The sequence below is a fragment of the Streptomyces sp. NBC_01803 genome (assembly GCF_035917415.1).
Classification (GTDB): Bacteria; Actinomycetota; Actinomycetes; order Streptomycetales; family Streptomycetaceae; genus Streptomyces.
The window spans coordinates 763,645-777,037 of record NZ_CP109073.1 but is presented as its reverse complement, the minus strand read 5'-3'; the positions used below and the strand labels follow the sequence as shown (position 1 = coordinate 777,037).

The 13,393-nt window shown below is 71.7% G+C and carries 13 protein-coding genes, 1 tRNA gene and 3 pseudogenes; 12 read left to right on the top strand and 5 right to left on the bottom strand.

Features of this window, described 5'->3' with window-relative positions; all coding sequences use genetic code 11:
* Window positions 1-171 precede the first annotated feature (171 nt).
* The 9 genes from OIE51_RS03280 to hydA are packed head-to-tail and all read left to right on the top strand — an operon-like array spanning window position 172 to window position 8,368.
* Entirely contained in the window at window positions 172-1,116 is a 945-nt protein-coding gene (locus OIE51_RS03280; RefSeq protein ID WP_326595365.1) for a dihydrodipicolinate synthase family protein, read from the top strand.
* A gap of 54 nt (window positions 1,117-1,170) precedes the next feature.
* Window positions 1,171-2,037, top strand: coding sequence for an ABC transporter substrate-binding protein (locus tag OIE51_RS03275; RefSeq protein ID WP_326595364.1), 867 nt, complete (start codon window positions 1,171-1,173; stop codon window positions 2,035-2,037).
* A 27-nt stretch (window positions 2,038-2,064) separates the two neighbouring features.
* On the top strand, window positions 2,065-2,814 hold the full coding sequence (locus tag OIE51_RS03270; protein ID WP_326595363.1) for an amino acid ABC transporter permease: 750 nt from the start codon (window positions 2,065-2,067) through the stop codon (window positions 2,812-2,814).
* Window positions 2,811-3,593 (top strand): amino acid ABC transporter ATP-binding protein, encoded by a 783-nt coding sequence (locus OIE51_RS03265; protein ID WP_326595362.1) that lies wholly within the window; start codon window positions 2,811-2,813, stop codon window positions 3,591-3,593. The genes OIE51_RS03270 and OIE51_RS03265 overlap by 4 nt, the downstream gene beginning before the upstream one ends.
* An 8-nt stretch (window positions 3,594-3,601) precedes the next feature.
* Window positions 3,602-3,910, top strand: coding sequence for a (2Fe-2S)-binding protein (locus tag OIE51_RS03260; RefSeq protein ID WP_326595361.1), 309 nt, complete (start codon window positions 3,602-3,604; stop codon window positions 3,908-3,910).
* Entirely contained in the window at window positions 3,903-5,348 is a 1,446-nt protein-coding gene (locus OIE51_RS03255) for an NAD(P)/FAD-dependent oxidoreductase (protein ID WP_326595360.1), read from the top strand. Before OIE51_RS03260 ends, OIE51_RS03255 begins: the two co-directional genes overlap by 8 nt.
* Entirely contained in the window at window positions 5,341-6,534 is a 1,194-nt protein-coding gene (locus OIE51_RS03250) for an NAD(P)/FAD-dependent oxidoreductase (protein ID WP_326595359.1), read from the top strand. The genes OIE51_RS03255 and OIE51_RS03250 overlap by 8 nt, the downstream gene beginning before the upstream one ends.
* Window positions 6,531-6,917, top strand: coding sequence for an allophanate hydrolase-related protein (locus OIE51_RS03245; RefSeq protein ID WP_326595358.1), 387 nt, complete (start codon window positions 6,531-6,533; stop codon window positions 6,915-6,917). The genes OIE51_RS03250 and OIE51_RS03245 overlap by 4 nt, the downstream gene beginning before the upstream one ends.
* Before the next feature lie 32 nt (window positions 6,918-6,949).
* Window positions 6,950-8,368 carry a dihydropyrimidinase gene (gene hydA, locus OIE51_RS03240; protein WP_326595357.1) on the top strand — a complete coding sequence of 473 codons (1,419 nt, stop codon included), beginning with the start codon at window positions 6,950-6,952 and terminating at the stop codon, window positions 8,366-8,368.
* 8 nt (window positions 8,369-8,376) lie between these two features.
* Here hydA and OIE51_RS03235 read toward each other — a convergent pair.
* From OIE51_RS03235 to OIE51_RS03220, 4 genes and pseudogenes are all read right to left on the bottom strand, one after another.
* A pseudogene (locus tag OIE51_RS03235) lies at window positions 8,377-8,499 on the bottom strand (IS5/IS1182 family transposase); the annotation flags it as partial.
* Window positions 8,500-8,713: 214 nt separating this feature from the next.
* Window positions 8,714-8,798: transfer RNA gene (locus OIE51_RS03230), tRNA-Leu, on the bottom strand.
* A gap of 112 nt (window positions 8,799-8,910) precedes the next feature.
* Window positions 8,911-9,374: pseudogene (locus OIE51_RS03225) on the bottom strand (carboxymuconolactone decarboxylase family protein).
* A 391-nt stretch (window positions 9,375-9,765) separates the two neighbouring features.
* A complete protein-coding gene (locus OIE51_RS03220) occupies window positions 9,766-10,404 on the bottom strand; it encodes an ATP-binding protein (protein WP_326595356.1) in 639 nt (212 codons plus the stop codon).
* Window positions 10,405-10,619: 215 nt separating this feature from the next.
* On the opposite strand from OIE51_RS03220, the gene OIE51_RS03215 reads away from it, so the two are divergent.
* Complete coding sequence (locus OIE51_RS03215) at window positions 10,620-10,862, top strand: DUF397 domain-containing protein (protein ID WP_326595354.1); 243 nt, start codon at window positions 10,620-10,622, stop codon at window positions 10,860-10,862.
* A 92-nt stretch (window positions 10,863-10,954) separates the two neighbouring features.
* Window positions 10,955-11,881 (top strand): helix-turn-helix domain-containing protein, encoded by a 927-nt coding sequence (locus OIE51_RS03210; RefSeq protein ID WP_326595353.1) that lies wholly within the window; start codon window positions 10,955-10,957, stop codon window positions 11,879-11,881.
* 150 nt (window positions 11,882-12,031) lie between these two features.
* On the opposite strand, the gene OIE51_RS03205 is transcribed toward OIE51_RS03210, so the two are convergent.
* Window positions 12,032-12,847, bottom strand: a complete 816-nt coding sequence (locus tag OIE51_RS03205) for an SAM-dependent methyltransferase (RefSeq protein ID WP_326595352.1) — start codon at window positions 12,845-12,847, stop codon at window positions 12,032-12,034.
* A 251-nt stretch (window positions 12,848-13,098) separates the two neighbouring features.
* On the opposite strand from OIE51_RS03205, the pseudogene OIE51_RS03200 reads away from it, so the two are divergent.
* Window positions 13,099-13,305 (top strand): annotated as a pseudogene (locus OIE51_RS03200) (transcriptional regulator); the annotation flags it as partial.
* Window positions 13,306-13,393: the final 88 nt, after the last annotated feature.

Below are 13,393 nucleotides of genomic sequence, written 5' to 3'. Positions count from 1 at the left end.
TCGATAGCCCGTCGCCGGATCGGCGACCCCCTCATTATGGCAGAGTCGATCAGGTTTCCCGGCCGTAAATTCGCCATTTCCCCAGGAAGCTACCCGGCGGTCGGGGGTTGACTCCACGGTCTGCTGGGGCTCACGGTGTTGTGCAATCGATCCCACGAGAGGAGCGCACAGATGCACCGGGGTGACGTCGACTGGCGCGGCTACTGGCCCGCCGCGCCCACGCCGTTCACCGTCGACGGGGCGGTCGACGAGGCGGCCTGGCGGGGACTGCTGCGCCTCTACGCCGCGCAGGGCGTGCACGGCGTGCTGGTCAACGGCACCACCGGCGAGTGGTTCGCCCAGACCCCGGCGGAGCGCCGCCGCGTCGCCGAGATCGCCGTGGCGGAACTCGGCGGCCGGGTCCCGGTCCTGATCGGCTGCGGTGCCTTCACCGCCGCCGAGTGCGTCGCGTTCGGCGAGCACGCCCGCGCCATCGGAGCCGACGGCATTCTCACCACCCCGCCCCCCTACGCCCACCCCAGCCAGGACGAGATCTACGCCTTCTACCGGACGATCGCCGATACGGTCGACATGCCGCTCATGGTCTACAACTGGCCGCGCGGTACGGCCGTGGACATCAGCGTGGACACCGCCGTACGCCTCGCCGGCCTGGACAACGTCGTGGCGATCAAGGACAGTTCGGGCGACGAGCTGAAGGTGGCGGACACCTGTGCCGCCCTCGTCGGCTCGCTCCGGGTGTTCGGTCGTTTCATCCACCGCCGCGGCATGGCGATCATGGCCGAGTTCGGCGGCGACGGGAACATCGACGGCGGCGGCCTCGGCGCCCCGTTCGCCGTCCCCTTCTACGCGGCCTTCTGGGCCGGCGACCTCGACCGCGCCCGCGCCTGGTCCGCCCGCTACGAGCGGTTGACCGGCCTGCTCGTCAACTCCGACTACAGCTCCAAGTTCGCCTCACCCACCGCGCAGTTGAAGGCAGCGATGCGGCTGCTCGGGCAGCCGGGCGGGCATGTTCGCCCGCCCCTGCTCCCGCTGGACGACCCGGCCCGGCTCGCGCTCCTGTCCACCGCCCTGGACGAGGCCGGTCTGTCGGCCGCCGTCGCGGCGACGTCCCCTTAAGACGCACCATCGCTCCCCCCGGCCCTCACCAGGCCGTCCCGAAAGGCAACGTTCGTGCGAAGACTGCTCCCCCTCACCACCGCCGCCCTCCTCATCCCCCTCGCGGCCTGCGGCAGCGGCGACTCCTCCGGCTCCTCCCCGTCCGCGGCCGACGACTGCACCCCCGGCATCGAGGGCGGCGACCTCGTCGAGGACGGCACCCTGACGATGTCCACCAACGCGACGCTGCCGCCCATGCAGTACGTCGAGTCCGGCGACGAGATCGTCGGTATGCGCGTCGACCTGGGCAAGGAGCTCGCGGCCCGGCTGTGTCTGGAGCCCGAATTCGTCAACGTCCCCTTCGACGCCCAGATACCCGGCGTCCAGAGTGGCCGCTGGGACATGATCAACACCGGCATGTTCTACACCCCCGAGCGGGCCGAGACCGTCACCCTCGTTCCCTACGAGATCCAGGGCGTCTCCGTCTCGGTGCCCGCGGGCAACCCGGACGGGATCACCTCCGAGGACGACCTGTCGGGCAAGACGATCGCCGTCGAGGCCCCCGGCTACGAGTACGACACCCTCGAAGCCCTCAACGCCGGGTTCCAGGAGGCGGGCCGGCCGGAGATCAACCTCCAGACCTTCCACAACAACGCGGACGCCTACCAGGCGCTGTCCGCCGGTCAGGTCGACGGCGTCGCCATCGTGGAGTCGGTCACCACCTACTACCAGGGCAACGGCCGCTTCGAGACCGCGGTTTCCGGCATGAACACCGCCCCGCTCGCCCTGGGCTTCAGCGACACGACGGTCGCCGAGGCCGTCGCCGGCGCCCTGCGGGAGCTGGACGAGGAGGGCTACCTGGCGGAGCTGTTCGAGGAGTACAACGTCATGCCCTACTCCGGCCCCATCGAGGTGACCACCGGGCCGGTCTCCGTCGAGTAGCCGACCCGACGACGGAAAGGTCGAATCATGTGGTCTTGGGAAGCCTTCTTCTCCTTCCTCAGAAGTCCGGCGCTGTTCGAGGGCGCCTGGACCACCGTGTGGCTGACGGTGGTGAGCATGGCCCTCGGGCTGGTGCTGGCCGTGATCGTGGCCTGGGGCAGGGCGTCGGCCCTCGTCCCGGTGCGGACGGTGACGGGTTTCTACGTCTGGCTGATGCGGGGCACCCCGCTGCTGGTTCAGCTCGTCATCATCTACACCGGCCTGCCACAGGTCGGCATCAAGCTGGATGTCGTCACCGCGGCGCTGACCGGACTCGTGCTCAACGAGGCGGCGTACCTCTCGGAGATCGTGCGCTCCGGATTCCTCTCGGTGCCGCGCGGCCAGACCGAGGCGGCACGCGCCCTGGGCATGTCCCCGGCACGGGTGTTCCGCGTCGTTCTCTTCCCGCAGGCGCTGCGGATCATGGTCCCGTCCCTCGGCAACAGCTTCAACGGCCTGCTGAAGACGACGACCCTGGTCTCCGTCATCTCCGTCGAAGAGCTGCTGCGCCGGACCCAGTACGCCGTCCAGACCAACTTCCGGGTCCTGGAGGGCCTGGTCGCGGCGGCGCTGTTCTACCTGGCCATGACCACGCTGTGGGACCTCTTCCAGCGCTGGCTGGAAGCCAGGGTCGGCCGCGGCTACACGACGCCTCCGGCGTCGAGGATTCCCCGAGCGAAGAAAGGCCCCGCTCCCGTGACCGCACCCGTTCCCCTGACAGACATGGACAACCGATGAGCGCCGCGCCGGACAGCCGGCCCGTGCTGGTCGAGGCCAGGGGCGTGCACAAGTCCTTCGGAGCGGTCCGGGTGCTCAACGGCATCGACCTGAGCGTCCACGAGGGGGAAGTCGTCCTGATCCTCGGCCCGTCGGGTGGTGGCAAGAGCACCTTCCTGCGGACCCTCAATCACTTGGAGGATATCGACGCCGGCAGCGTCCGCGTCTGCGGCGAACTCCTCGGCCGCCCCGAGCGCCCCGGCCGCCGCACCCGGCTGCGGGAGAGCCGCATCGCGGTGCAACGACGCGTGACGGGCATGGTGTTCCAGCAGTTCAACCTCTTCCCGAACATGACCGCGCTGGAGAACGTGGCCTGCGGCCCCGTGCACGTCCACCGCACCGCGAAGGCCGAGGCCCAGCGCGACGGCCGGGAACTGCTCGGCCTGGTGGGGCTGGGTGACAAGGCGGACAGCTACCCCGGGCAGCTCTCCGGCGGCCAGCAGCAGCGTGTCGCGATCGCGCGGGCCCTGGCCATGCGGCCCCGGGTGATGCTCTTCGACGAGCCGACCTCGGCCCTGGACCCGGAGATGGTCACCGAGGTGCTGGACGTCATGGTCCGGCTCCGCGAGGAGGGCATGACGATGATCGTCGTCAGCCACGAGATGGGCTTCGCCCGGGCCGCCGCCGACCGCGTGGTGTTCCTCAGCGACGGCGAGGTGCTGGAGGACAAGCCGCCCGCCGACTTCTTCGCCGCCCCCGACCACGAACGCACCCGCCGATTCCTGAGCAAGATCCTGTGAGCGGGCCCATGAACAACGGGAACAGCCGGCCCCGCACCGTGCGGGTCGTCGTCGACGGAACCCCCAGGGAGGCGTGGGAGGGCCAGTCGGTCACCGCGGTCCTCGCCGCCGCCGGGATCTGGGCGCTGCGCCGCAATCCGGTGACCGGTCAGGCCCGCGGGCCCTTCTGCGGTATGGGGGTGTGCCTCGAATGCGAGGTCACCATCGACGGTCGCGCTGACGTCCGCTCCTGCCTCGCCCATGTGGCCGACGGCATGGACATCCGCACCCTCGCGGACGCCGGAGCGCCCCCGCACGAGGAGGCGTCCCATGCCTGAACAGCAGTCTCCGCCCGCCCTCGCCATCGACGCTGACGTCGCCGTCGTGGGCGGCGGGCCCGCCGGGCTGACCGCGGCCGTGCTGCTCGCCGAGGGCGGACTGCGCGTCGCCCTGATCGACGAATCGGACCAGCTCGGGGGCCAGTACTACAAGCGCCGTGCGGCGCCGATGGTGAGCGCCTTCGGTGACTTCCGCCCCGAGGGAACCGCGCTGATCCGGCGGGCCCACGCCGCCGGCGTCAGGTGCCTCACCCACACGCTGGTGTGGGGCGCCGGCGACGGAGCGACGTCCCTCCTCACCAGTGATGTCCGCACCGGCGCGGCCGGCCGGGTCAGTGCCCGGGCCACGGTCGTCGCCACCGGCGCCTTCGAGCGCACCGCGCCCTTCCCCGGCTGGCTGCTGCCCGGGGTGGTCACTCCCGGCTTCGCCATGCACCTGGCCACCATGGACCGGACCCCGGTGGGCCGCCGGGTCGTGCTCGCCGGGACCGGCCCGTTCCTGCTGCCCGTCGCCCACGCCCTGCTCGGTGTCGGGGTCCGCATCGAGGCACTGCTGGAGCTCAACCACCCCTACCGTCCGGGCCTCGCCGCGCTCGGCGCGGCCCGCCACCCCGCGCGGCTGAGGGAGGCGGCGGGCTACCTGCAGTCCCTCGCCGCCCACGGCGTGCGGGTGCGCCAGGGCTGGCGCGTCCTCGCCGCGCACGGCGACGACCGGGTGCGCGCGGTCGACATCGGACCGGCGGACCCCGCGTGGGCCGCCGGGGAGAACCGGCGCGTCGAGGTGGACGCGCTGTGCGTGGGCTTCGGGTTCCGCCCGAGCACCGAGCTGCTCCGCCTGCTGGGCTGCCGCGGCCACGTGGACCCGGCCACGGGCGAGGAGCTGCCCGAGGTCGACCAGGACGGCGCGACCTCGGTGGACGGCGTCTGGGCGACCGGCGAGTGCGTCGGAATCGCCGGGGTGCACGCGGCGACCGTCCGCGGCGAACTGGCCGCCCGCGCCATTCTGCGCCACTTCGGCCGGGGCGCCGCCGCCGACCGGTCCCTGGCGGCGGCCCGGCGGCGGGCCCGTGCCCTGGACCGCTTCGCGGCCCTGACGCGCCGGCTGTACCCGGTGCCGTCCTCGCTTGCGACGTCACTGGCCGACGACACCCCGGTGTGCCGGTGCGAGGGGGTCACCGCGGGTGAGATCCGGCGGGCCGCCGCCACCGGCTGGAATGACCTGCACGCCGCCAAGGGCGCCACTCGCGCCGGCATGGGACCGTGCCAGGGGCGGGAGTGCGGCCATGTAGTGGCGGCACTAGCGGCCGGGTCGCCCGGCGGGGCCGCCGCCTTCTCCGCCCGCGCCCCCCTCAAGCCCATCCCGGTGCGCACCGCCCTCGCGCTCGGCGACGCCGACGCCGCGGACCCGTTCCCGCCAGGGGTCGGGACCCATGAGTGAGCTACACCGCACCCGCCGCACCGACGTCGTCATCATCGGGGCGGGCATCCTCGGGGCCGCCGCGGCCTTCCACCTGGCCGAGGCCGGGCACCGCGTGGCCGTGCTGGAACGCGGCGCCCCGAACCGCGAGGGATCGGGCACCACCGCGGGCAATCTGCACATCCAGGGCATCCACACCCGGCGGCCCGGCCAGGACGTCCCGGTGGACAGCGAACGTTTCCTGCCCCTCCAGCGCGCGGCCTCGGAGCGCTGGTCCACGGTCGAGAAGCGGCTCGACGCCGACGTCGAGCTGCGGCGCGGCGGGGGGTTCATGGTCGCGGAGACCGCCGAGCAGGAGAACGAGCTCCACGAGAAGCGGGAGTGGGAGCGCGCGGCCGGGATCGCCACCGAGCTGCTGACCGGCGATCAGGCCCGCGAGTGGCTGCCCCTGCTCTCCGACCGGGTCCGGGCCGCCACCTGGTGCGCGCTCGACGGCTACGCCAACCCGCTGCTGATCACGCCCGCCTACCTCGCCGCGGCCTTCCGGCACGGTGCCCAGGTGCACGCGTTCACTCCGGTGACGGGCATCGACCGGGTCGTCGGCGGCTATGTGGTCCACTCCGGCGACCGAAGCTGGTCCGCGCCCGTCGTCGTCAACGCCGCCGGTCCGTGGATCGGGGAGGTGGCGGCGCTCGCCGGGATCGCGCTGGAGATGGCCCCGGTCGTCATCCAGATGCACGCCACCGTGCGCGTGCCCCCGGTGATGCGCCATCTCGTCCAGCACATCGGTGAGGGCATGTCGGTCAAGCAGGTCACTGCGGGCAACCTGCTGATCGGCGGCGGCTGGCCGGCCCGCCCGGTCACCACGGCCGGCCGTGGCACGGCCAGCATGGCGAGCCTGACGGGCAACCTCGCGCAGGCGTGCCGCGTCCTGCCGTTCCTGGCCGGGCTGAGGCTGCTGCGCGTCTGGGCCGGACCGCTCGCCGCGACGCCCGACGAGATGCCGGTGATCGGGGAGGTCCCCGGGCACCCGGGCTTCCTCGTCGCCGGCGGGACCTACGCGTTCACTTTCGCGCCGCTGTGGGGGGAGACGCTGCGCGCGCTGGTCGCCGGCGACCGCCCCCCGGAGCCCATCGACGACCTCGGCCCCGGCCGGCTCACCCGGCGGACCGAAACCCCTCTGCGGAAAGGCAGTTGTCCCCGATGACCCCACTGCGCATGTTCGTCAACGGCCAGGCCATGTCCGGCGGCAGCCTCAACAACGCGCTGCGGGACGCCCGTTTCGCCGGCGCCGCGCGCACCGCCCCCGACTACCGCTTCTTCTCCGTGCGCGACGAGTTCCCCGGACTGCACCCGGTGCCCGAGGGCGGCGCCGCCATCGCCGGCGAGGTGTACGAGGTGACGTACGAGGTGCTGCGCGACCTGCTGCTGCCCAGGGAACCGCCCGAGCTCGAACTCGGTGTGATCCGGCTGGAGGACGGCTCGGGCTCCTTCTCCATGCGGATGCGAGCCACGGCACTGGACGCGTCCGGCGTCGTCGACATCACCGAGCACGGCGGCTGGCACGCCTACCTCGCCACCCGCTTCTAGCCCCAGGAAGATTCGTCCCGTTGGAGAGTTCCATGCCTCATTCCGAGCCGATCGACCTCGTCGTGCGCGGTGGCACCGTGGTCAACGCCGACTGGCAGGGCGCCGCGGACGTCCTGGTCGGGAACGGGCGGGTGCGCGCGCTCGTCGCGCCCGGCGCGTTCCCATCGGAGGCGATACGCCGCGCCGGGGCCGGCGAGCTGGACGCCTCGGGCCGGCTGCTGCTGCCCGGCGGGGTGGATCCGCACTGCCATGTCGGCTTCACCTCCGGGGAGTTCACCTCGCTGGACGACTACCGCCAGGCCACCACCGCCGCGGTCTTCGGCGGCACGACCACCATCGTGGACTTCGCGATCCCGCGGCCCGGCGAGAACCCGGCCGATGTCGTCGCCGTCCAACGCGTCAAGGCCGCCGACGGGTTGTGCGACAGCGCGCTGCACGCCTGCGTGGTGGACTGGGACGACACCGTGCCCGAGCAACTCCGCGCGCTGGTGGCCGACGGCGTGGTCACCGTCAAGATGTTCACCACCTACCGCGGCGAGACGATGGCCGAGGAGAAGACCATCCTCAAGGTCATGACGCACCTGCGCGACCTCGGGGGCATGGTGGTCGTCCACTGCGAGGCGGACCACATCATCACCGATGTCCAGGAGCGCCGCGCGGCGGTCGGCGCCATCGACGCCGGCCACCACGCCGCCACCCGGCCCGAGCTCGCCGAGACGGCCTCTGTGGCGGAGATCCTGGCGATCGCGGAATCCGTCGCGGCTCCCGTCTACTTCGTCCACCAGTCCACCCCGGAGGCCGTCGACCTGGTCGCCCGGGCCAGGAGCCGGGGCGTGCGGGCGTTCACCGAAGCGGTCGCGCACCACCTCGTGCTGGACGACTCGGCCTACGCCGGACCGCACCCCGAACGGTTCGTCTGCTGCCCGCCGTTGAGGACCGCCACGACCGTGGCGGGGCTGCGGTCCCGGGTCTTCCTGGGACAGGTGGCCACCATCGGCAGCGACCACTGCTGCTACGACACCGCGCAGAAGGAGTCCGCCCGCCACGACGTGCGGGCGATGCCCAACGGCCTGCCCGGCGTGGAGACCCGCATGCCGGTCCTTTTCAGCGAGCTGGTCGTCAAGCGCGGGCTGCCGCTCGGCCGCTTCGTCGCGGCGCTGTGCGCCAACCCGGCCAGGCTCAACGGCCTTTACCCCCGCAAAGGCGTCATCGCCCCGGGCGCGGACGCGGACTTCGCCCTGTGGGATCCGTCCGTCACCCGTGAGGTGCGCGGCTCCGGCCTCCACATGGCGACGGACTACACGCCGTACGAGGGGCTGCCCGTCACCGGCTGGCCCAGCACGGTGGTCGTCGGCGGACGGGTGGTCGTGGACGACGGGCACCTGACGGACGCCGCCCCGCACGGGCGCCACATCCCCTCCGGCGCCCTCGGCCCGGCCCTGATCTGCTGACGCCCGCACCGTCCCCAGTAGGGCACGCGGACGGTGCCACCGGTACCCCGGTATGCCTTGTCGGCCCAGGACGGGAGGTCCGCGCTGGTCAGCGCGTCGACGGTGCCGTGGGTGCGGGCGGCGCGGATGTCGAAGCCCCCGGGAGCCCCACCCGGCGGATGACCCGCCAGGAGATCCGGGACCTTGTCGACACACTCGGCGGCCTGCCGTCGGCCCTACGCAGGGCCGACCCGGCGGACAAGGCCGATGTCTCCCGCCACCTGGGGCTACGCTTGACGTACGACCATGAAAAGCATGAGGTGCTGGCCGAGAGTCGGCCAGCACCTGGCGTAGGCGTACTGGTTGTGTCCGAGGGGGGACTTGAACCCCCACGCCCTTAAACGGGCACTAGCACCTCAAGCTAGCGCGTCTGCCATTCCGCCACCCGGACGAGGTGATCGTGCGCGGGGCTGTGATGGGCCGTCGCGACATGGGCAACCATATCAAGGTTCGTGGGGTGCTCTCACCCCCGTGCCGGAGGGTGAGTGAGCGGTGGCGAACGGTTATCGGCCGTCGAGTTGGGGGACCATCCGGGTCGACACCGCGATCCGGTTCCAGGAGTTGATCGTCACGATCGCCGCGATCAGGTGGGCCAGTTCCTCCTCCGTGAAGTGCTTCGCCGCCCGCTCGTACACCGCGTCCGGGACGAGGCCGTCCGTCAGGACCGTGATCGCCTCGGTGAGGGCCAGGGCCGCCCGTTCGCGGTCCGTGTAGGCGCGGGCCGCCTCCTTCCACGCGCTCAGCAGGTAGAGGCGCTCCTCCGTCTCGCCGGCCGCGCGGGCGTCCTTGGTGTGCGTGGCGACGCGGAACGCGCAGTGGTTGAGCTGGGAGGCGCGGATCTTCACCAGCTCGGCGAGGGCCGGCTCCCACCCGCGCGGGAGGCGCCGTCGAGGGCGCGCAGCGCCTGGTGGACGGCCGGGGCGGCCTGGGAGAGGTTCATCCTGGGGGAGTGGTCGTGTGCGGTCATGGCACCGACCCTAGGGCGGAGGCGGCCCGGTGATGTGGTCCACTCGCGGGGTGGAATCCTGGGCCACTTCGACCGACGGCACCGGCCTCGACCTGCACCTGGACGTGGGCGGGGCCGGTGGTGTGCGGGACGGGCTGACGCGGGCGCTGCGCGAGGCGATCCGCGGCGCGCGGCTGCCGTCGTCCCGGTCGCCGGCCGCCGAAGGGATGTGCGCAGTGCCGCTGCCCATGGACGAACACGGCGCGGGTCTCGGCGCGTTGACGGGCGGCGGCGCCGGAGGCGTGTTGCTGACTCCGGCCCATCAGTTCGCGAGCGGGGCTACGCTGCGCCCCGCCCGACCACGGGTTCGCCGCCGCCCTCGACGCGCTGTGCGGGATTCTCCCGCCCGACCTCAGTGCCCGTCGGCCGCCTTCGACGCCGCCGAGGCGCCCAACGCCTTCAGCCACGACGGGCCGTTGAGCAGCTCCAGCAGCAGGAGCAGCCGGGTCAGCGGCTCCCAGTCCTGATCGGAGCCCCCCCGGGGAGCGGGCGCCGGGACGCCGGGGGCGACCAGCAGCGCCCAGACCGCCTTGCCGTGGTGGTCGGGAGTGGTCCAGCCCCAACTCTCGGCCAGACACTCCAGGATGTGCAGGCCGCGCCCCGTCTCCTCCAGATAGTTGGGCTCCTTGATCAGGGGAACGTCGTGCCCCGGATCGAACACCGCGCAGAGGACGGCGCCGCCGCAGTGCAACAGGGTGAGCAGGATGGGCTGTTCGGCGGTGGCCGGCGGAAGCGGACGGGGATGCCGGGCGGTGGGCAGCCCGTACCGCAGAGCGTTGGTCACTAATTCGGAGACGACGACACTGGCGTCGTCCACCAGCTCCCCAAGTCCCCAGCTGAGCAGGGTCGAACGGGTCATGCTCCGCGCCGCGCCGGGTGTCTCCGCGGTCCCGGCCAGCGGGAACGTCGCGAAACCCGCCGCGTCAACGGTCCCGCCCCGGTCCCGCGGCGCCTGATACGGCGCCATGGCGGCGAACGGGAGAGCTGTCATCACGACCTCCGCGGCGATCTGGCTGCCTGTCCCTGGGCGGCGGCTCCGTCAGGTCCATCCTTGTCGACAGAGCGTATCGCTGCAAGTACACCTGAAAGAACGAATGCAAGAACAGATGCAAGAACGCTCGGATCTGGGGCAGTATTCGGTCAGAAGCCGTCCAACATCCCCCACGCTGGGTGGTCAGCGCACCAGAAGCAGAAGTAGGAGTGGACATGCCGGAGTTCGTCAACGGTGTACCCGCGGGCCGCATCGCAGGAGCGGTCTGGCGCAAGAGCGGCCGGAGCAACCCCAATGGGAACTGTGTCGAGGTGGCAGGGCTGCCCGACGGCGGCGTCGCCGTCCGCAACTCCCGTGACCCGCACGGCCCCGCACTCATCTACACCCGGGCGGAGATGACCGCCTTCGTCCTGGGAGCCAGAGACGGAGACTTCGACGACCTCATCAGCCGGGACTGACTGATTCACCCTGAGTGTCCCGGGGGCGACTGTACGCCTAGCCCGAACAGTGCAACACTTGGGCGCTAATTCAACACTCAGGGGACACACTCATGACGTCAGCTCAGGCAGGTCGAGCCTCTTCCTCGGTGCGGGACATCCTCTCCCACCCCAGGGGCGGACCCACGGTTCTCCGGATCGTGCTGGGCACTCATCTGCGTCGTCTGCGTGAGGGCTGCGGCATCACCCGGGAGGCCGCGGGCGACGCCATCCGAGGATCACACGCCAAGATCAGCCGACTTGAGCTCGGTCGGGTGAGCGCCAAGGAACGGGACATCGCCGACCTGCTGACGCTGTACGGCGTGGTCGACGAGGACCAGCGCGAGCAGTTCCTGGCGCTCGCCCGGCAGGCGAGCAAGCCCGGCTGGTGGCAGCGGTACAGCGATGTGCTGCCGAGCTGGTTCGAGACGCTGATCGGGCTGGAGGAGGCCGCGTCGGTGATCCGCACCTATGAGGTGCAGTTCATACCCGGGCTCCTCCAGACCCCCGACTACGCCCGCGCCTGCATCAGGCTGGGCAACCCGAGGGCGTCCGACCGTCAGGTCGAGCGCCGCGTCGAGCTGCGGATGGCGCGCCAGCAGCTCCTCGACAAGCCGCACGCGCCCAAGCTGTGGGCCGTCGTGGACGAGGCCGCGCTGCGCCGCCCGCTCGGCGGCGCCGAGGCGATGCGGACCCAGATCAGGCGGCTGCGCGAGCTGGCCGAGCGCCCCAACATAACGCTCCAGATAGCACCGTTCCGCCTCGGCGGCCTCGCGGCGGCGGGCGGTCCGATCACCATCCTGCGCTTCCTGGAGCCCGACCTGCCGGACATCGTCTATCTGGAGCAGCTCAACAGCGCGCTCTACATGGACAAGCGCGACGACGTCGAGGACTACCTGGCGGTCATGGACAGCCTGTGCGCCACGGCGGAACCGCATGGGAAGACCGCCGAGTTCCTCGACGGTCTGCGGTTCCTGGAAGGTCTCAAGCGCACTCTGTGACGCGCCGGGCGCCGACCAGCCGGGCGCCGACGCGCTGATGCGCCGGGCGATGGGCATGGCCGGGCGATGGGCAAGAAGGAGCCGACGGCGAGAGGCCGGCCCGGCCCCGAGCCCGAGAGGCCGACCCGGCCCGAGCCGGCCTCGCACGGCTCACCGCTTGCGGGCCACGCCCCCGAACTCGATCCACTCGTCGGTCAGTTGCTTCGGTCCCAGCTCGGTGTCCGGACGCCAGGTGCTGATCTCCACCAGGCCGGGATCGAGGATCTCGAACCCCTCGAAGTACCGCCGGACTTCGTGCGCCTGGCGCACCCGGCCCCAGTGCCCCCGCGTGCTCTCGGCCATGAACTCCGTGATCTGCCTGCGCAGCTCGGCGTTCTCGCTGACGAGCTGATTGATGACCAGGAAGCTACCGGAGGGCAGCTGTTCCGCCACCCGCCGCACCAGCCCGTCCGGGTCGTCGGAGTCGGGAATGCAGTGCAGCACGGAGACGAACAGCGCTGCCACCGGCTGGTCGAGATCGATCAGCCGCGCCACCTCGGGATGACCGAAAATCAGCTCCGTGTTGCGGAAGTCGGCTTGGATGACGACGGTGTTCTGGTTCTCCTCCAGCAACGCCCGTCCATGAGCGAGAACGATCGGGTCGTTGTCGATGTAGACCACGTGGGCGTCCGGGTCGACGCTTTGCGCGATCTGGTGGACGTTGTCCTGCGTCGGCAGCCCTGATCCGTGGTCGATGAACTGCCGGATGCCGTAGTCCCTGGCCAGGATACGGACCACGCGCTGGAGAAAGCGTCGGTTGTTGATCGCCAGCGGGCGGGTGCTGGGAGCCGTCGCCTCGATCTGGGCCAACGCCTCCCGGTCCACCGCGTAGTTGTCCTTGCCGCCCAGGGCGTAGTCGTAGATCCGCGCCACGCTCGGCACGCTGATGTCGATCTCCTGTGCCACGCCGTCACCGGTCTCGGCCATGCTGCCCTTCTCTCCTGCATCGGGTGCCTCGGGGCTCCTGCGGGGCCGAATCTATCCACGACCGGGGGTGGTTGAACGTCCGTTGGCCGGAAGTGCGCGTTCGTGACGGGTGTCCGGCCCCGACACGGCGGTTCACCGGCCGGAAACGGGGGAGGCGGTGCGGCGGAGGTCGGCCGTCGGCGGTGACCTGGGCGAACGAGCCGCCGGCCGGGGACACCCGGCCCTCGCGGAGGTACGCACGCCGTACGACCACCGCCGCCGTGACCAGCGCCACCGCGACCGCCACCGGAGTCGGCCCGCTGCTGCGGGAATGGCGTCAGCGGGAGGGGGTCAGCCAGCTCGACCCGGCGTTGGGTGCCGACTCCTCGGCGCGGCCCATCAGCTTCGACGAGACGGGCAAGGCCCAGCCGAGCCGCGCGATGGTGCTGCGCCTCGCCGAGCACCTCGACGCGGTCGTGGCCTGGATCGGAACGTTCGGCGCGGACATCGTCATCAGCTCCTCGTCGGGGAGGGGATTTCCCGTGAGCCCGCGATCGCCCGGCGGCC

Excerpts from the sequence above, each read along its gene's own strand:
- OIE51_RS03280 (WP_326595365.1), top strand. The coding sequence starts at position 172 with ATGCACCGGGGTGACGTCGACTGGCGCGGCTACTGGCCCGCCGCGCCC.
- OIE51_RS03270 (WP_326595363.1), top strand. The coding sequence starts at position 2,065 with ATGTGGTCTTGGGAAGCCTTCTTCTCCTTCCTCAGAAGTCCGGCGCTG.
- OIE51_RS03265 (WP_326595362.1), top strand. The coding sequence starts at position 2,811 with ATGAGCGCCGCGCCGGACAGCCGGCCCGTGCTGGTCGAGGCCAGGGGC.
- OIE51_RS03260 (WP_326595361.1), top strand. The coding sequence starts at position 3,602 with ATGAACAACGGGAACAGCCGGCCCCGCACCGTGCGGGTCGTCGTCGAC.
- OIE51_RS03255 (WP_326595360.1), top strand. The coding sequence starts at position 3,903 with ATGCCTGAACAGCAGTCTCCGCCCGCCCTCGCCATCGACGCTGACGTC.
- OIE51_RS03250 (WP_326595359.1), top strand. The coding sequence starts at position 5,341 with ATGAGTGAGCTACACCGCACCCGCCGCACCGACGTCGTCATCATCGGG.
- OIE51_RS03245 (WP_326595358.1), top strand. The coding sequence starts at position 6,531 with ATGACCCCACTGCGCATGTTCGTCAACGGCCAGGCCATGTCCGGCGGC.
- hydA (WP_326595357.1), top strand. The coding sequence starts at position 6,950 with ATGCCTCATTCCGAGCCGATCGACCTCGTCGTGCGCGGTGGCACCGTG.
- OIE51_RS03220 (WP_326595356.1), bottom strand. The coding sequence starts at position 10,404 with ATGACAGCTCTCCCGTTCGCCGCCATGGCGCCGTATCAGGCGCCGCGG.
- OIE51_RS03215 (WP_326595354.1), top strand. The coding sequence starts at position 10,620 with ATGCCGGAGTTCGTCAACGGTGTACCCGCGGGCCGCATCGCAGGAGCG.
- OIE51_RS03210 (WP_326595353.1), top strand. The coding sequence starts at position 10,955 with ATGACGTCAGCTCAGGCAGGTCGAGCCTCTTCCTCGGTGCGGGACATC.
- OIE51_RS03205 (WP_326595352.1), bottom strand. The coding sequence starts at position 12,847 with ATGGCCGAGACCGGTGACGGCGTGGCACAGGAGATCGACATCAGCGTG.